Annotated in this window: 15 protein-coding genes; 11 read left to right on the top strand and 4 right to left on the bottom strand. The window is 65.3% G+C overall.

What is annotated here, in order from left to right; all coding sequences use genetic code 11:
* Positions 1-9 precede the first annotated feature (9 nt).
* Complete coding sequence (gene cckA / locus AB7F41_RS11840; protein ID WP_428380310.1) at positions 10-2,532, bottom strand: cell cycle histidine kinase CckA; 2,523 nt, start codon at positions 2,530-2,532, stop codon at positions 10-12.
* 255 nt (positions 2,533-2,787) lie between these two features.
* On the opposite strand from cckA, the gene AB7F41_RS11835 reads away from it, so the two are divergent.
* Positions 2,788-3,729 carry a hypothetical protein gene (locus tag AB7F41_RS11835; RefSeq protein WP_428380312.1) on the top strand — a complete coding sequence of 314 codons (942 nt, stop codon included), beginning with the start codon at positions 2,788-2,790 and terminating at the stop codon, positions 3,727-3,729.
* Positions 3,730-3,796: 67 nt separating this feature from the next.
* Here the strand turns inward: AB7F41_RS11835 and dksA are convergent, their stop codons facing one another.
* Both dksA and AB7F41_RS11825 read right to left on the bottom strand, forming a co-directional pair.
* Positions 3,797-4,213: an RNA polymerase-binding protein DksA gene (dksA, locus tag AB7F41_RS11830; protein ID WP_409980936.1), complete on the bottom strand. Its 417-nt coding sequence runs from the start codon at positions 4,211-4,213 to the stop codon at positions 3,797-3,799.
* A gap of 81 nt (positions 4,214-4,294) precedes the next feature.
* On the bottom strand, positions 4,295-5,506 hold the full coding sequence (locus AB7F41_RS11825; protein ID WP_428380314.1) for an NADP-dependent isocitrate dehydrogenase: 1,212 nt from the start codon (positions 5,504-5,506) through the stop codon (positions 4,295-4,297).
* 148 nt (positions 5,507-5,654) lie between these two features.
* On the opposite strand from AB7F41_RS11825, the gene AB7F41_RS11820 reads away from it, so the two are divergent.
* The gene (locus AB7F41_RS11820; RefSeq protein WP_428380316.1) at positions 5,655-6,482 is read left to right on the top strand and encodes an RNA methyltransferase; all 828 of its coding nucleotides are present in this window, start codon (positions 5,655-5,657) and stop codon (positions 6,480-6,482) included.
* Positions 6,483-6,569: 87 nt separating this feature from the next.
* Here AB7F41_RS11820 and AB7F41_RS11815 read toward each other — a convergent pair whose 3' ends face one another.
* Complete coding sequence (locus AB7F41_RS11815) at positions 6,570-6,962, bottom strand: nuclear transport factor 2 family protein (protein WP_428380317.1); 393 nt, start codon at positions 6,960-6,962, stop codon at positions 6,570-6,572.
* A gap of 65 nt (positions 6,963-7,027) precedes the next feature.
* Here AB7F41_RS11815 and AB7F41_RS11810 point away from each other — a divergent pair, with 65 nt between their 5' ends.
* From AB7F41_RS11810 to AB7F41_RS11770, 9 genes are all read left to right on the top strand, one after another.
* Positions 7,028-7,267, top strand: coding sequence for a hypothetical protein (locus tag AB7F41_RS11810; protein ID WP_428380319.1), 240 nt, complete (start codon positions 7,028-7,030; stop codon positions 7,265-7,267).
* 82 nt (positions 7,268-7,349) lie between these two features.
* Positions 7,350-7,907: a NifU family protein gene (locus tag AB7F41_RS11805; RefSeq protein WP_428380320.1), complete on the top strand. Its 558-nt coding sequence runs from the start codon at positions 7,350-7,352 to the stop codon at positions 7,905-7,907.
* A gap of 60 nt (positions 7,908-7,967) precedes the next feature.
* The gene (gene tsaB / locus AB7F41_RS11800; protein ID WP_428380322.1) at positions 7,968-8,714 is read left to right on the top strand and encodes a tRNA (adenosine(37)-N6)-threonylcarbamoyltransferase complex dimerization subunit type 1 TsaB; all 747 of its coding nucleotides are present in this window, start codon (positions 7,968-7,970) and stop codon (positions 8,712-8,714) included.
* A 9-nt stretch (positions 8,715-8,723) separates the two neighbouring features.
* Entirely contained in the window at positions 8,724-9,212 is a 489-nt protein-coding gene (locus AB7F41_RS11795; RefSeq protein ID WP_428380324.1) for a GNAT family N-acetyltransferase, read from the top strand.
* Between the two features lie 303 nt (positions 9,213-9,515).
* A complete protein-coding gene (miaB, locus tag AB7F41_RS11790) occupies positions 9,516-10,859 on the top strand; it encodes a tRNA (N6-isopentenyl adenosine(37)-C2)-methylthiotransferase MiaB (protein WP_428380551.1) in 1,344 nt (447 codons plus the stop codon).
* Positions 10,856-11,899 (top strand): PhoH family protein, encoded by a 1,044-nt coding sequence (locus tag AB7F41_RS11785; protein ID WP_428380325.1) that lies wholly within the window; start codon positions 10,856-10,858, stop codon positions 11,897-11,899. The genes miaB and AB7F41_RS11785 overlap by 4 nt, the downstream gene beginning before the upstream one ends.
* Before the next feature lie 2 nt (positions 11,900-11,901).
* Complete coding sequence (gene ybeY, locus AB7F41_RS11780) at positions 11,902-12,393, top strand: rRNA maturation RNase YbeY (RefSeq protein ID WP_428380326.1); 492 nt, start codon at positions 11,902-11,904, stop codon at positions 12,391-12,393.
* 93 nt (positions 12,394-12,486) lie between these two features.
* Complete coding sequence (locus AB7F41_RS11775) at positions 12,487-13,344, top strand: hemolysin family protein (protein WP_428380328.1); 858 nt, start codon at positions 12,487-12,489, stop codon at positions 13,342-13,344.
* A 78-nt stretch (positions 13,345-13,422) separates the two neighbouring features.
* A complete protein-coding gene (locus AB7F41_RS11770; protein WP_428380329.1) occupies positions 13,423-14,073 on the top strand; it encodes a Fe2+-dependent dioxygenase in 651 nt (216 codons plus the stop codon).
* Positions 14,074-14,215: the final 142 nt, after the last annotated feature.

Here is a 14,215-nt window from a genome sequence, read left to right as displayed (position 1 = left end):
CCCGCGGCGTCAGGGCATATGCGCCTTCACGGTTTCGATCAGCTGTTTGATCGAGAACGGCTTGGCGAGGAACCCGAAGTCGCCGTCGGGCAGATTCTTGGCGAACGCCTCTTCGGCGTAGCCGGAAACGAAGATGACCTTGGCCGCGACGCCGCGCTTGCGCAGTTCCGCAAACATCGCCGGGCCATCCATCTCCGGCATCACCACGTCCGATACGATGAGATCGATTTTGCCGTCGACGCGGTCGACGACTTCGAGCGCCTCCATGCCGGTGGTCGCTTCGAGCACCGTAAATCCGCGCGAACTCAAGGCGCGCGCGCCAATCGAGCGAACGGCGTTTTCGTCTTCGACCAGGAGCACCACGCCCTGCCCGGTGTAGTCCGTGGCGGCCTTGGGCGAATCCGTCTTTTGCGCGGTCTCCTTCTCCTCCGGCACGTATCGCGGCAGGAAGATGCGGAAAACGGTCCCCCGCCCGACCTCGCTGTCGACGAAGATGAAGCCGCCCGACTGCTTGATGATGCCGAACACGGTCGACAGGCCAAGGCCCGTGCCTTTGCCGACCTCCTTCGTCGTAAAGAACGGTTCGAAGATTTTTTCCTTCACATCGGCGGGAATGCCGCCGCCCGTATCCTCGACCTCAACGAGCACGTAATCCGCCGACGGCAGCGTCGCTTCGCCGAAGGAGGCGCAGGCCGCGGCGGCGACATTGCCCGTGCGGATCTGCACCCGGCCGCCCGACTCCGGCATGGCGTCGCGCGCATTGACGACGAGATTGATGATCACCTGCTCAAACTGGGTGATGTCGGCCTTCACGAACCAGAGATCGCGGCCCAGACGCAGTTCGAGTTCGTTTTTCTCGCCGACGATGCGGCGCAGGAGATTCTGCACTTCGGACAGCGCGTCGCCGAGCTGCAGGACTTGCGGACGCAGCGTCTGCCGGCGCGAGAAGGCAAGCAGCTGGCGCGTCAGCCCGGCGGCGCGGTTGGCGGTTTCCTTGATCTGCCGAATGTCGCGGAAGGCCGGATCGGTCGGCCGATGGCTGGAAAGCAGCAGGTCCGAATAGCCGATGATCGCCGTCAGCATATTGTTGAAGTCATGCGCGATGCCGCCGGCAAGCTGGCCGACCGCATTCATCTTTTGCGATTGGGCGAACTCCTCCTGAAGCTTGCGCTGCTCGGTCGTGTCGAGCGCATAGATCATCGCGCCCCTCTTGCCGGCGTCCTCGGCGGAGGAGACGAAGAACCGCGCCGAGCGCGGCGCGGCGCCGGCGTCTTCCTCGAAGACAACATTGACCGGAAGCACTTCGCCCTTGCCCTCGATCGCGTCTTCGATTGCGGCGCGCAGCGCGGCGCCGTCGCGTTCGCCAAGCCCCGCCAGCACCGACCAGGGCGCCGCGGCCTTGCCCTGCCCCGATTTGAGCGCCTGCGGCAGCAGTTTCGCGAAAGCCGCATTCGAAGCCAGCACGCGCCCGTCGGCGTCGAGCGTCGCCATCGCCATCGGCGTGGAGTTGAAGAAACGGGCGAATCGCACCTCGGCGGCGCGCAGATTTTCTTCGGGCTGTTCGCCCGACGCCCGGTTGAGCACCAGGGTGCGCGAGGCGCCTGCTTCGCCGTCCTGACCGAACGCGACCTGGTGCAGCAGCCGCACCGGAAGCGACCTGCCGTTGCGGCAGCGCAGGTCGAGGTCGATCTGCTCCGCGCGCACGTCGCCCGGCGCGCCGGAGATCGCCGCGAGAAGCGCCGCGCCATTATCGGCGACGATGGAGGACAGCGTCGCGCCGCCGGAGCCGACCTGGGTAAGATCGTAGCCCAGCCAGCCGGCCAGCGTCTTGTTCATATAAGAAACGGCGCCGTCCGGGGTCGCGGAAAAAAATCCGGCCGGCGCGTGATCGAGAAAGTCGATCGCGTGCTGGAGCTCCTGAAAGACATTCTCCTGCCGCTGTCGGTCGGCGGTCACGTCGGCTACCGCCCACAAGCAGAAGCGCCCTCCGGACGCGGGCAGCGGCCGGACGCGGATCCGATACCAACCGACCGACCCTTGCCCCGAGAGCGGCGGCGAAAGCCGCAAATCTTCGCTCTGCGACACGCCGGCGCGCGCCGCCTGCGCCAGCCTGTAGATCGCCTCCGAAACTTCCGGCGGCCCGGAGAACAGCCGCTCGACGAGTTGAAGTTCGGACGCGGCTTTCGCGCCGCACATCGCCCGATAGGCGTCATTGGCGTAGACGATGCGCGCGTCGCCTCTGGTGACGAGCAACCCTTCGCCGGAGGTGTCGGCGATGAGCTTGGTGAGGTCAGCGCCAGCGACTCGCCCGGAAAACTGAATCAATCCGACCGCATAGGCGAAGAGAAAGAAGATTCCGGCGACGCCGAAGATCGCCAGCGCGAGAACGGTGACGCGCGGCGCAAGATCCGAAGGGGTCAGATAGTAGGCCGCGACGGCGCCGACCAACCCGATGACGAGCGCGAGCGCGAGCCCAACATTCGGAGGCCTCTCGCTTCGCTCCAGGGCCGACGATCCCGTCCTGTCGGTCATTTCTTAACCATCCGCGCCATAAATCGCCGATCGCGACGGCCATGCTGACGCCGGCGCGCCGATGTTTACTCTTCCGACGCATAAAGAATCATCTAAAAACAATGGCCGTGGACGCCAATAATAGCAACGCCGGATCTCTGAGAGAGACGCTGATTCGTCAAACATTAACCATTCATTAACCTTTTTTCGGCGCTTGCCAGAGAAGCTGTTAATTTGGCAAGGTTCACGCGCGTTCGAACGAGAGACCAGCCGTTCATGCCAGATAGATTCACTCAACTGCTGCCGGCGCTCGGAGCGCTCGTTGCGTTCCTCGTCGCTGCGGTGCTCCTGCTTTATATTTTCCGCCTGTTATTCGGCCGCCGCATACGCGCGCCCGGCGGCCGCAATCGCGCCCGCCGGCTCGACGTCGTCGATGTCTTCGACCTCGACCGGGAGCGACAGCTCGTCATTGTGCGGCGCGACAATGCCGAACATCTGCTTCTGATTGGCGGCCCCAACGACATCCTGGTCGAAGCGACGATCGACCGGCTCGAAGGCGTCGCCAGCCGCGCGCCGGAACATCGGACAGGCGCGCCGCCGGCCGGCGCTTGGCCGCCAGGACCAGCCCCCGCGCCGCCAAGGGAGATCGACGCGCCCCTGCCGAAGCAGCAGCCCGCCGCCGCGGCCGCCAATCTGCCGCCGGACCTCTTCGCGCCAGCGCCGGCGAAGCCTGCCGCGCCGCCGCCGCCACCACCGCCTCCGCCGCCGCCAGGTCCGAGGATCTCAAGCCCCGCGGCCCCGCCGCCGCGCCCGGTTCCGCCCCGTTCGGCGACGCCGCCGTTCCTTGCGCGCGCGCAGCAGCGCCTGTCGCCGCGCTCGAAAGAGCCGCTTGCGCCCCCGTCCGAGGCGGCCGTTCCTGCGCCGCCGCCAGGCTTGCCGCCGAGACCGGCGGAGCCGCCGCCAGCAGCTCCCCCGCCGCCGCCCAGACCCGCGGCGCCACCTCCGCCGCCGCCCGGCGCCGCGAGACCTGCGCCGCCGCCGCCACCTCCGCCGCCTGCCGCCAGACCTGCAGCGCCGCCGCCCGCGGCTCCCCCGCCGCCGCCCAGACCCGCGGCGCCGCCACCGCCGCCGCCGCCAGCGCCGGCGGACGTGGATCCGCTCGACTCGCTCGAGGCGGAAATGGCGCGGCTGCTCGGCCGCCCCGGCGAAAAGGAATAAGGCATAAAGAAAGGGCGTCGCGGTTGGCGACGCCCTTTAATTTTTCATCCCCTGCCGACGTTTAGGTTCAGTCGTCGCGATAGACCTTTTCGCGCCGCTCGTGCCGCTCCTGCGCCTCGATCGACAGCGTCGCGATCGGACGCGCGTCCAGACGCTTGAGAGAGATCGGCTCGCCGGTCTCCTCGCAATAGCCGTAACTGCCGTCGTCGAGACGCGTCAGCGCGGCGTCGATTTTTGCGATGAGCTTGCGCTGCCTGTCGCGCGCGCGCAGTTCAATAGCGCGATCGGTTTCGGACGATGCGCGATCTGCAAGATCGGGATGATTTTCGTTTTCGTTCTGCAAAGCGGCGAGCGTTTCGCGACTTTCGTGCAGAATGTCTTCCTTCCAAGCCAGCAGTTTACGTCGGAAATATTCGCGCTGCCGATCGCACATGAAGGGTTCGTCTTCGGAAGGCTGATACGTTTCTTCCAGATCCACCGCCATCTCGCGAATCCTTAATTGGCCCATAGGCGACGCCTATATAGACGCGACCGGCGCCACTTACAATCGATACTCGCGCCGCGTTCACTCCATCGCTTTGCGCAGATTTTCGTCGAGCTTGTCCAGGAAGCCTGTCGTGGACAGCCATTTCTGATTGCAGCCGACAAGCAGGGCGAGATCCTTGGTCATGAAGCCCGATTCGACGGTGGCGACGCACACCTCTTCGAGCGTGCGGGCGAAGCGGATCAACTCGTCGTTCGCATCAAGCTTGCCGCGATGCGCGAGCGCGCGCGTCCAGGCGAAGATCGAGGCGATCGAATTCGTCGACGTTTCGTGTCCCTTTTGATGCTCGCGATAGTGACGGGTCACGGTGCCGTGAGCGGCTTCGGCCTCGACGGTCTTGCCGTCGGGCGTCATCAGCACGCTCGTCATCAGGCCGAGCGAACCGAAGCCTTGCGCCACCGTGTCGGACTGGACGTCGCCGTCGTAGTTCTTGCACGCCCAGATATAGCCGCCGGACCATTTCAGCGCCGACGCGACCATGTCGTCGATCAGACGATGCTCGTAGGTGAGCCCGAGCGCCTCGAATTTCGATTTGAACTCGGCGTCGTAAATCTGCTGGAACAAATCCTTGAACCGACCGTCGTAGGCCTTGAGGATCGTGTTCTTGGTCGACAGATAGACCGGATATTTGCGCGTCAGCCCGTAATTGAAGGTCGCGCGGGCGAACTCGCTGATCGAGTCGTCGAGATTGTACATCGCCAGCGCAACGCCCGAGCCCGGGAACTGGAAGACTTCCTTTTCAATGACGTCGCCGTCGACGCCTTCGAACCTGATCGTCAGACGGCCCTTGCCGGGCACTTTGAAGTCGGTCGCCTTATACTGGTCCCCGAATGCGTGACGGCCGACGATGATCGGCTGCGTCCATCCCGGCACCAGGCGCGGCACGTTCCTGCAGATGATCGGCTCGCGGAAGATGACGCCGCCAAGGATGTTGCGAATCGTGCCGTTCGGCGATTTCCACATCTCTTTGAGATGGAATTCCTTCACCCGCGCTTCGTCGGGCGTGATCGTCGCGCATTTCACGCCGACGCCATGCTCCTTGATCGCGTAGGCCGCGTCGACCGTCACCTGATCGTTGGTGGCGTCGCGATTCTGGATCGAGAGATCGTAATAAATGAGATCGATGTCGAGATAGGGCCGGATGAGCTTCGCTTTGATGGCGGCCCAGATGATGCGGGTCATTTCGTCGCCGTCGAGTTCGACGACAGGATTTGCAACGTTGATCTTCCGCATGCGCCCGCTCCTCTTATGCCGCGCGCCTTATAGCCTCGGCTGGAAGTTTTGGGTAGCAATCGAGGGGCCTTCCGCGAAACGCCGCGGCGGCCTTCCCCCCGGGCCCTTTCCGCCCTAATTTGCCGCCGCTTTGATGTGAGGAGGCGAGTTGGTCGGGGCGGGAACGGATCGCAGCAAGACGGCTTTTTCCGGAGGGCCGGCGGTCGTGCTCGTGCGTCCGCAGCTCGCCGTCAACATCGGCATGTGCGCACGGGCGATGGCCAATTTCGGCCTCTCCGATCTGCGCCTGGTTTCGCCGCGCGAGGGCTGGCCGCGCACCGGCGCCTATCGCAAGGGCGCCTATGCGGCGGCCGCGGGCGCCGTGCATCTTCTCGAAAGCGCGAAGCTCTACGACAGCGTCCGAGAAGCGATCGAAGATCTCTCCTTCGTCTACGCCGCGACGGCGCGCGGACGCGGCCAGATGAAGCCGGTGCTGACGCCGGCGCAGGCGATGCCGTCGACGGCGACGCGCATGGCGGCGGGCGAGAAGCATGGCGTGCTGTTCGGCCCCGAGCGCACCGGCCTCGACAATGACGACGTCGCCCTCGCCGACGCCATCCTCACCTTTCCGGTCAACCCCGCCTACGCCTCGCTCAATCTCGCGCAGGCGGTGCTGCTCACCGGGTACGAATGGTTTCGCGCCGCGCATGGTGACGCCATTCCCTTCGAGGTCGAAGAACGTTCGCCGCCGGCGACGCGGGAGATGACGCTCGCCTTCTTCGATTTTCTCGAAGGCGAACTCGACAAGCGCGGCTTCTTTCGTCCGCTGACCAAAAAGCCGGTCATGTCGCGCAATCTGCGCAACATGTTCCACCGCATGGGGCTGACGGAACAGGACGTGCGCACGCTCTGGGGCGTCGTCGTGCGGCTTGTGGAAGGCCCGCGCCGGGAGCCGAAGAAGACGAGCCGCAGAAAAACCAGCGAAACCGCGGATTAGAGGCGCAGGCGCCGCAACGCTCCTGCGCCGGGACCGCACCCCAGCTCGGCCCGGCGCGCGAAACAACGCGGCCGCCGCTCCGTCGCGCTAGTGAAGCGACCGCTTGCCTTCTCGCCGCGTGGGCGGCGGCGCGAGCGCGCTCGCCTGATGATGCACGAGCCGCCAGCGGTCGCCGCTCCAGCGAAACCAGTTTGTCGCCAGCAGCAGGCCGCCGCCGACCTCCTCGACGCAGAAGACGCGGCCGTCGGCGCCTTCGATCAGCGTCTGCGGGTCGCGCGCCGTCACGGCTTCCTGGCCTGGATTGCGAAAAATGTCGCGATAGGAGGCGAGCACGGGCATGCGCCCGACAAGCGCCGGCCAGCCGGGGTGAACGCAGGAGACGCCCTCCTCGGCCCAGAGCTCGTTCATGACGCCAAGGTCGCGGGCGGCAAAGGCGCGGTAATAGGCTTCGTTGGCGTCGATAAGCGCGTTTTCATCCATTGATTGACACTGCGAGATTCGTTCGGGCATGGCAAATGCAAGTCAGCGCCTGGAGAGCTTGATTGATGGATGCGCTGACATGGTTCGGGCTGTTCGCGGTGAGCGCCATGCTGCTGACATACGCTCTGGAAGAACGCAGCCAATGGCTCGTGCTGGGCTTCGCCGCCGCATGCGCTCTCGGATCTGTCTACGGATTTCTCCAGGGGGCTTGGCCGTTCGGCCTGGTGGAGGCGGTTTGGGCCGTGGTCGCCCTCGGGCGCTGGCGCCGAAGAGTCTCGCAAGACTGCGGCGAAGCGCTTAAGTAATGTCGTCTAACGTCACAAAACGCCCGATTTGTGATATTCGCGCACTTCCCGCCGGCCTTGAACCGGACGCAGGAGTCTCATGATGTTCATCCAGACCGAAGCCACCCCCAATCCCTCGACGCTCAAATTTCTTCCCGGCCAGGAGGTCCTCGGCCAGGGCGCGATGGAATTCCGCTCGCTCGACGCCGCCGCCCATGCGCCGCTCGCGCAGGCGCTGCTTTCGATTGAGGGCGTTGAAGCGGTGATGTATGGCGCGGACTTCGTCTCCGTGACGCAGAACGGCGCCGACTGGCCGCACCTCAAGCCCGCCATTCTCGGCACGATCATGGAGCATTTCGCCTCCGGCGCGCCGCTCCTCACCGAAGGCGCGGCGCCCGCGCAGTCCGGCGGCGAATTCTATGACGCCGCCGATGCGGAGACCGTCGCCACGATCAAGGAGCTGATCGAAACGCGCGTGCGCCCGGCGGTGGCCGGCGACGGCGGCGACATCGTCTTCCGCGGCTTTAAGGACGGCGTCGTCTATCTCGCGATGAAGGGCGCCTGTTCCGGTTGTCCGTCGTCCACAGCGACTTTGCGGCACGGCATCGAAAACCTGCTCAAGCATTTTCTGCCGCAGGTAAAGGCGGTCGAGCCCGCATAAGAGGCGATGGGTCGTGAGACTGCGTTGATCGCGCTCCGAAAAACGTCATAATCCAGAATCATGCGAATCCTTGCGATCGACACCGCGCTGCCAGCCGTTTCGGCCTGCGTGCTGGATCATGACGCGGCGGAGCCGATCGCCGCCGAATCGGCGGCCATGGAGCGCGGCCACGGCGAGGCGCTGCTGCCGCTGATCAAGAGGGTCATGAGCAAGGTCGACGGAGGCTTCGCCTCGCTCGATCGGGTCGCCGTCACCGTGGGGCCCGGCTCGTTCACCGGCATTCGCATCGGCCTCGCCGCCGGCCAGGCGATCGCGCTCGCCTGCAAGGCGGAGATCGTCGGCGTCTCGACTCTCGCCGCGCTCGCGGCGCCGCTGATCATTCAGCCATTCGACGGCGTCGTCGCGGCGGCGATCGACGCGCGTCACGGGAAGGTCTATGTCGCCGCGTTCGGTCCGGGCGGCCGCCCGCTGCTGGCGCCGCGCCGCATGGGCGCGCTGGAAGCGCTGCGCGCGCTCGGGAGCGGCCCTCTGCTGCTGACGGGCTCCGGCGCGCCGCTCCTCGCGAAGGAGGCGCGCGGGCGCGGGGTCCAGGTCAGGATCGCGAGCGAGCGGCCTGCGCCCGACATCGCCCTCGTGGCGCGTCTCGGCGCCGCGGCGCAGCCGGAAACGGCGCCCGCCCGGCCACTTTATCTTAAGGAGCCGGACGTTACCCTGCCGGCCTCAAAGCCCAATCCGGGCATCGCCGCGACGACGGAGGGGGGCGCCGCCGGCGCGCGCCCGGCCGCCGCCACCGCCGTGCAGGCGTGAGTTTGCGCCATGACCCTGCTTTCATCTTTCTTCGCCAAGCCGACATTCATCATTGAGCCCATCGGCGCGGAGCACGCCGACGAATGCGAGCGGCTGCATGGCGCCTCATTCGCCTTCGGCTGGTCGAAAATCGATTTCGAAAATTATCTCACCGACGCGCATATCGTCGCCGACGGCGCGGTGGCGGAGGGCCGCAAGGGCGAGCTTGGGGGATTTATCATGTCGCGGCTGACGCCGCCCGACGCCGAAGTCCTCACCTTCGCCGTCGACCCTCTGCGCCGCGGAACCGGACTGGGCCGGCGCATTCTGGAAAGACATCTGGAAAATCTGGAGCGCGGCGGCGCCCGTCTCGTCTTTCTGGAAGTGGCCGACGACAATGAAGCGGCGCTGAAGCTCTACGGCGGGGAAGGGTTCAAGGAGATCGGGCGACGCGAAAATTACTATCAGCGCGCGAATGGCGAACGCCGCGCAGCGATCAACCTGCGGCTGGAGATCTGAGCGGCTCCAGGCGGCGCTTCTGGTCTCGCGTCGGACGTGTCGCCGAGCGGCGACCGGGGATCCGTGCGCGTTGCGCGGGCGGTCGGCGCAGGAGCGGCGGCGGGCCGGGGTCGGAAAATTTGAAAGCGCCCCACAGATCTTGCGATCAGAACGCGAAAAAATGTCGTATACTGTCGCCGCTCGGCTGGCGCCCCGAGTCGCTGCGGCGAGCGATGGAGCAGAAAAATAGTCACTGACGTCAAAGAGCTGGTTGAGACGCGATCCAAGCCTCAGCGGTCCGAGGCGACACAGCCATCCAAAGTCCTGGTGAAGTCTTACGGCTGCCAGATGAACGTCTATGACGCCACGCGCATGGCGGACCTGCTGGGCCGCGAGGGCTACGCCGAGACCGCCAGCGAAGACGACGCCGATCTCGTTATCCTCAACACCTGCCATATTCGTGAAAAAGCGGCCGAAAAAATCTATTCCGAGCTCGGCAAGCTGGCGATCGCCAAACGCGCGCTGAACGCTCAAGGGCGCGACATGAAGATCGTCGTCGCCGGCTGCGTCGCGCAGGCCGAGGGCGAAGAGGTGCTGAAGCGCCAGCGCGCCGTCGATCTCGTCGTCGGCCCTCAGAGCTATCACCGGCTGCCGGAACTCCTGCGCCAGGCGGCAAGCGGCGCTCGGATCGCCGATACGGATTTCGCCGTCGAGGACAAGTTCCGCTCCCTCCCCGCGCCGAGTCGGCCGCAGATCCGCGCGCGCGGCGTCTCGGCGTTCGTCACCGTCCAGGAAGGCTGCGACAAGTTCTGCTCATTCTGCGTCGTGCCCTACACCCGAGGCGCCGAGGCCTCGCGGCCGGTCGCGGAGATCGTCTCCGAAGCCCAGCGGCTCGTCGACGGCGGCGTTTGCGAGATCACTCTGATCGGGCAGAACGTGAACGCCTACCGCGGGCTGGACGAACATGGCCGCGAGTCGAGCCTTCCGGACCTGCTCGATCGGCTGGCGCGAATCCCGGCGCTGACGCGCCTGCGCTACACGACAAGTCATCCGGTCGACATGGCGCAAGCGTTGATTGACGCGCATGGCGCGATTCCAAAGCTCATGCCCTATGTGCATCTGCCGGTTCAGTCCGGATCCGACCGCATCCTGAAGGCGATGAACCGCAAGCATGGCGCAGACGCCTATCTCTCGATCGTCGAGCGGCTGCGACTGGCGCGGCCGGACATCGCCCTGTCGTCGGATTTCATTGTCGGTTTTCCGGGCGAAAGCGACGCCGATTTCGAGGCGACGATGGCGCTGGTGCGGAACGTCGGCTTCGCTTCGAGCTTTTCCTTCAAATATTCGCCGCGGCCGGGCACGCCGGCCGCCGATCGCGACGATCAGATCGACGAGACGGTCAAGAGCGAACGGCTCGCAGCGCTGCAGGCGCTGCTCGAAGCGCAGCGCCAGACTTTCAACGCCGCCACTGTCGGCCGGGACGTCGGCGTGCTTTTCGAAAAGCCGGGGCGGCACGAGGGGCAAATCGCCGGCAAGAGTCCCTATATGCAGGCTGTGCATGTCGAAGGTCCGATGGAGGCGATCGGCCGTGAAGCGAGGGTGAAGGTCATCGCGGCGGGCTCGAACTCCTTGGCCGGACGGCTGTTGAGGGAGGAGGCGAAGGCTTGACGACGATCGACGACCCGCTGCTCGCCGCGCGGGAACCGGAAGCGACTGAGCCGGAAGCGGAAATCACGCTCGCCTTCGAAAACAACCGTCACGCTTCGCTCGTCTTCGGGCTTTACGATCAGAACCTCGCCAAGATCGAACGGCGATTGCGCATCGCCTCTTTCGCCAACGGCAATCATGTCACACTGAAGGGCCGGGCCGAGGCCTGCGAACATGCGCGCCGCGTGCTCGAAGCGCTCTACGAGCGCGTCGCCCTCGGTCAGACGATCACGCTCGGCGACGTCGACGGCGCCATCGAAGAGACGGCGCGGCAGCGCAGCCTGTTCCCCGATTCGGAGCCGGCGCGCGGCGCTTTCGAACAGATCATGACCAGAAAGCGCGGCTCCGTGCGCGCGCGCAACGCCGCGCAGGATCAATATCTGCGCGCGCTGAAGCGTTACGAGCTGGTCTTCGCGGAAGGCCCCGCAGGCACAGGCAAAACATGGCTCGCGGTGGGCCACGCCGTTCAGCTGATGGAGCAAGGCGCGGTCGAGCGGCTGATCCTGTCGCGTCCCGCCGTCGAGGCGGGCGAGCGCCTCGGTTTCCTGCCCGGCGACATGCGCGAGAAGGTCGACCCCTATCTTCGCCCGATCTATGACGCGCTCCATGATTTCATGGATGCGCGAATGATCGAACGCGGCATGCAGACCGGCCTCATCGAAGTCGCGCCGCTGGCGTTCATGCGCGGGCGCACGCTGACGCGAAGCTGCATTTTGCTCGACGAGGCGCAAAACGCCACTTCGATGCAGATGAAGATGTTTCTGACCCGCCTTGGCGAGGGCTCGCGGATGATCGTGACCGGCGATCCGTCGCAGACCGACCTGCCGACGGGACAGAAATCCGGGCTGTCGGAAGCGGTCGCCCTGCTCTCCGATCTCGACGTCGTCGGCCGGGTGAGATTTTCGGAAGGCGACGTCGTGCGTCACGATCTCGTGCGACAGATCGTCGGCGCCTATGAGCGCGCCGCGCGCGCCAGCAAGCAGCCGCGCGGAGACAGCTGACCTTGGTGATCGACGTGAATGTCGCGGCCCCCGCCTGGCGGCAGGTCGCAGATCTCGAAGATCTGGCGGAGGCGTGCGCTCGTCAGAGTCTCGCCGAGAGCGGCGCCGTCCTCGCGCCGGAGTGCGAGCTCAGCGTCACATTCTGCGACGATGCGGCGATCCGGAAGCTCAACGCCGACTGGCGCGACAAGGACCAGCCGACGAATGTCCTGTCATTTCCGACGCCTGGGCCGCTTGGAGGCAAGCCTCTGCTTGGCGATATCATCGTCGCCTACGAGACCGTCGCCAGAGAGGCCGAGGAGCAAGCCAAGCCTTTGCGCGCCCACACGGCCCATATGATCGCGCATGGATTTCTGCATCTGATCGGATATGATCATGAAACCGCCGCCGAAGCCGAGCGGATGGAGGCGCTGGAACGCAGGATTGCGACGGCGTTGGGGCTTCCTGACCCCTATGCAGAGGACGCTGACGGGCCGGCGGGCGGAGCGAATTGAACCAAGCGCATGTCGACGCCATACGATAACGCCGACGATCCGATCCCATTAAGACGCGCTGGCGATGGACCACGCCCGAGCCTTATCGAAAGGTTGCGCGGGCTGTTCGGTTTTTCGCCGGCGTCGGTGCGCGAAGACATCGAAGACAGGCTTGATGAGTCCGCCGGCGACGTGACGCCGCACGAGCGCGCGCTGCTGAAGAACGTCCTCGGCCTGCACGACATGCGCGTCGACGACGCCATGATTCCGCGCGCCGACATCATCGCCATTTCGCTCGATGCGCCGTTGCGCGAGGCGCTGGAATTGTTTCGCACCGCCGGCCATTCGCGCCTGCCCGTCTACGCGGATACGCTCGACGATCCGCGCGGCATGGTCCACATCCGCGATTTCGTCAATCACATCGCGCTTTGCGCCGATCGGCGCGAAGGCTCCCATGCGTCGGCGTCGGAAGTCAAAAAGATCGACTTCGATGCGCCGCTCTCGCAGGCGAATTTACTCAAGACGGTGCTCTTCGTGCCGCGCTCGATGCCGGCGCTTGATCTGCTGATCCGCATGCAGGCGACACGGACGCATCTCGCGCTCGTCATCGACGAATATGGCGGAACCGACGGCCTCGTCACGATCGAGGACATCATGGAGATGATCGTCGGCGACATCGAGGACGAACATGACGTCGTCGATGAATCCGGCTTCGTCGAGCTGGAGAACGGCGATTTCATCGTCGATGGACGCGCCGATCTCGACGAAGTCACGGCGCGGCTGGGGGTCGACTTCAGGCTTGAAGACACGCCCGCCGAGGTGACGACGCTGGGCGGCCTCGTCGCCTGGCTCGCCGGCCGGGTGCCGATGCGCGGCGAGATCATCCCGACGCCCGTCGATTTTTACGAATTCGAGATCGTCGACGCCGATCCGCGGCGGGTCGGCAAGCTGCGCGTGCGGCGACGCGTCTGAGGCCGCCCTTGCAACGCGCGTGTCACATTCGACCGGCAGGGGTCGACTGCGCCCTGTCGCGCTCGGAAGGATTCGCCCTTGCTGCTGATTGATGATTTTTACGACGCCGCCGCCTGCCTCGAATTGCGCATGAAAATTCTCGCGACGCCTTTTGGCGGCGGCGCCGCGACGGCGACCGGCATGGCGGCAGGCGCCAAGAACAATATGCAAATGGATCAGACCAAGGGACGGGCGATTCTCGACGCGATCGCGCATCGGCTGATGAGCGACGAACGCATCGACTTTTACGCCATTCCCAAGCGCATCGCCGCGATGCAGGTGAACCGCTACGACGAGGGCATGTATTACGAAAACCATTCCGACGCCGCGATTATGAACGGATTCCGCTGCGATCTTTCGTTTACGCTGTTTCTTGAAGACCACGCGCATTACGACGGCGGAGAACTCGTCATCGAACAGGAGCACGGGCTGCTGAAACTCAAGCCGAAGATCGGCAGCGTCTTCGTCTATTCGACCGGCCTGATCCACCGCGTGGAGAAAATCACGCGCGGCAGCCGTCTGGCCTGCGTCGGCTGGATCGAAAGCCGCGTCCGCGACGAGGGGAAACGCCGAATTCTGCGCGATCTGAATTACGCGCACCGAAGCTATCTGCAGCGCCATGGGCGCGACGAGATCGGCGATCTGCTCGTGAAGAATTCCGGCGCGCTCCTGCGGCTATGGTGCGAGTGAGCCGGCGGCTGGCGCCCCGGACGGCCAAGGCTTTGCGCCTCCTGGAAACTCGCTAGAGTCGCTCGTGTCGATTCGGATGAGACAAGGTGGATGATGGCGCAGATTTCCGAGATCGCCGGCGCGCGCGCGCCGGCTTCATATA

This window comes from Methylocystis sp., from assembly GCF_050251305.1.
In the GTDB taxonomy this organism is placed as follows: Bacteria; Pseudomonadota; Alphaproteobacteria; order Rhizobiales; family Beijerinckiaceae; genus Methylocystis.
The sequence above is the reverse complement of the archived record's forward strand: the minus strand, read 5'-3'. Positions and strand labels throughout refer to the sequence as shown.

What these genes read in the sequence shown, in the direction of transcription:
- dksA (WP_409980936.1), bottom strand. Translation starts at nt 4,213, where the DNA reads ATGGCGGTGGATCTGGAAGAAACGTATCAGCCTTCCGAAGACGAACCC.
- AB7F41_RS11810 (WP_428380319.1), top strand. Translation starts at nt 7,028, where the DNA reads ATGGATGCGCTGACATGGTTCGGGCTGTTCGCGGTGAGCGCCATGCTG.
- tsaB (WP_428380322.1), top strand. Translation starts at nt 7,968, where the DNA reads ATGCGAATCCTTGCGATCGACACCGCGCTGCCAGCCGTTTCGGCCTGC.
- AB7F41_RS11835 (WP_428380312.1), top strand. Translation starts at nt 2,788, where the DNA reads ATGCCAGATAGATTCACTCAACTGCTGCCGGCGCTCGGAGCGCTCGTT.
- cckA (WP_428380310.1), bottom strand. Translation starts at nt 2,532, where the DNA reads ATGACCGACAGGACGGGATCGTCGGCCCTGGAGCGAAGCGAGAGGCCT.
- AB7F41_RS11795 (WP_428380324.1), top strand. Translation starts at nt 8,724, where the DNA reads ATGACCCTGCTTTCATCTTTCTTCGCCAAGCCGACATTCATCATTGAG.
- AB7F41_RS11825 (WP_428380314.1), bottom strand. Translation starts at nt 5,506, where the DNA reads ATGCGGAAGATCAACGTTGCAAATCCTGTCGTCGAACTCGACGGCGAC.
- AB7F41_RS11805 (WP_428380320.1), top strand. Translation starts at nt 7,350, where the DNA reads ATGTTCATCCAGACCGAAGCCACCCCCAATCCCTCGACGCTCAAATTT.
- AB7F41_RS11815 (WP_428380317.1), bottom strand. Translation starts at nt 6,962, where the DNA reads ATGGATGAAAACGCGCTTATCGACGCCAACGAAGCCTATTACCGCGCC.